This window comes from Brevundimonas abyssalis TAR-001 (genome assembly GCF_000466985.1).
GTDB classification, from domain to species: domain Bacteria; phylum Pseudomonadota; class Alphaproteobacteria; order Caulobacterales; family Caulobacteraceae; genus Brevundimonas; species Brevundimonas abyssalis.
In genome coordinates, this window is the sequence record NZ_BATC01000118.1 from 1 (window position 1) to 728 (window position 728).

1 protein-coding gene is annotated in these 728 nt (G+C 68.1%); it reads right to left on the bottom strand.

Annotated features, from left to right (window positions below; translation table 11 throughout):
- Positions 1–153: 153 nt before the first annotated feature.
- Positions 154–728 (bottom strand): copper resistance protein B (locus MBEBAB_RS14760; RefSeq protein WP_045319483.1); only part of this gene is annotated, 575 nt, incomplete at its 5' end.

A 728-nucleotide genomic window follows, 5' to 3' on the forward strand; every position in this document is an offset into this window, starting at 1 on the left:
ACTCAAAATCCGGTTCCGAAAGGAGTGTCGGTTCGACCCCGACCGCCCGCACCACTTGTTATCGATCACCCATCCCGGCTTCGGCGGCATCGCCGCGCCCGTGACTTCCGAAACGGGCTTATGGGTTTTGCCGGGCGGTGATGATCGTCCTCTTCAGAACCAGGCCTTGATCCCGACCACCACCCGCGTGTGTTCGGGATCGCCGCCGAGGGCGCGGGTCAGGTCAGCGGTGTCGCCCAGGTCGCGGCTCCACTCCACCCCGACATAGGGCGCGAACTCCCTGGCGATCTCGTAGCGCAGCCGCACCCCCGCCTCCACGTGGGTCAGGCCCGACCCCAGGCCCAGCTCGGGAATGTCGGAGGCCGAGGCCTCGAGCTCGAACCGGGGCTGCAGGATCAGGCGCTGGGTGATGCGCTGGTCGTATTCAGCCTCGACGCGCGCGGTCAGATCGCCCTCGGTCGACAGGAAGGCGGCGGCGTCGACCTCCCACCAGTAGGGGGCCAGGCCCTGAACGCCGAGCACCAGATGGGTGGGGTTTTCACCGCCCTCGCGGAAATCCTGGCGCACCCCGGCCTGGACGTCCCAGAAGGGGGCGACGGCGCGACTGTACAGCGCCTGCACCTCGCCCTCGATCTCCCCGTCGAAATCACCTTCGCCCTCGGACTTCCACCAGAAGCGGTTGATGTCGCCGCCGGACCAGCCGCCCGCGTCCCAGAGCCAGCTTTCCT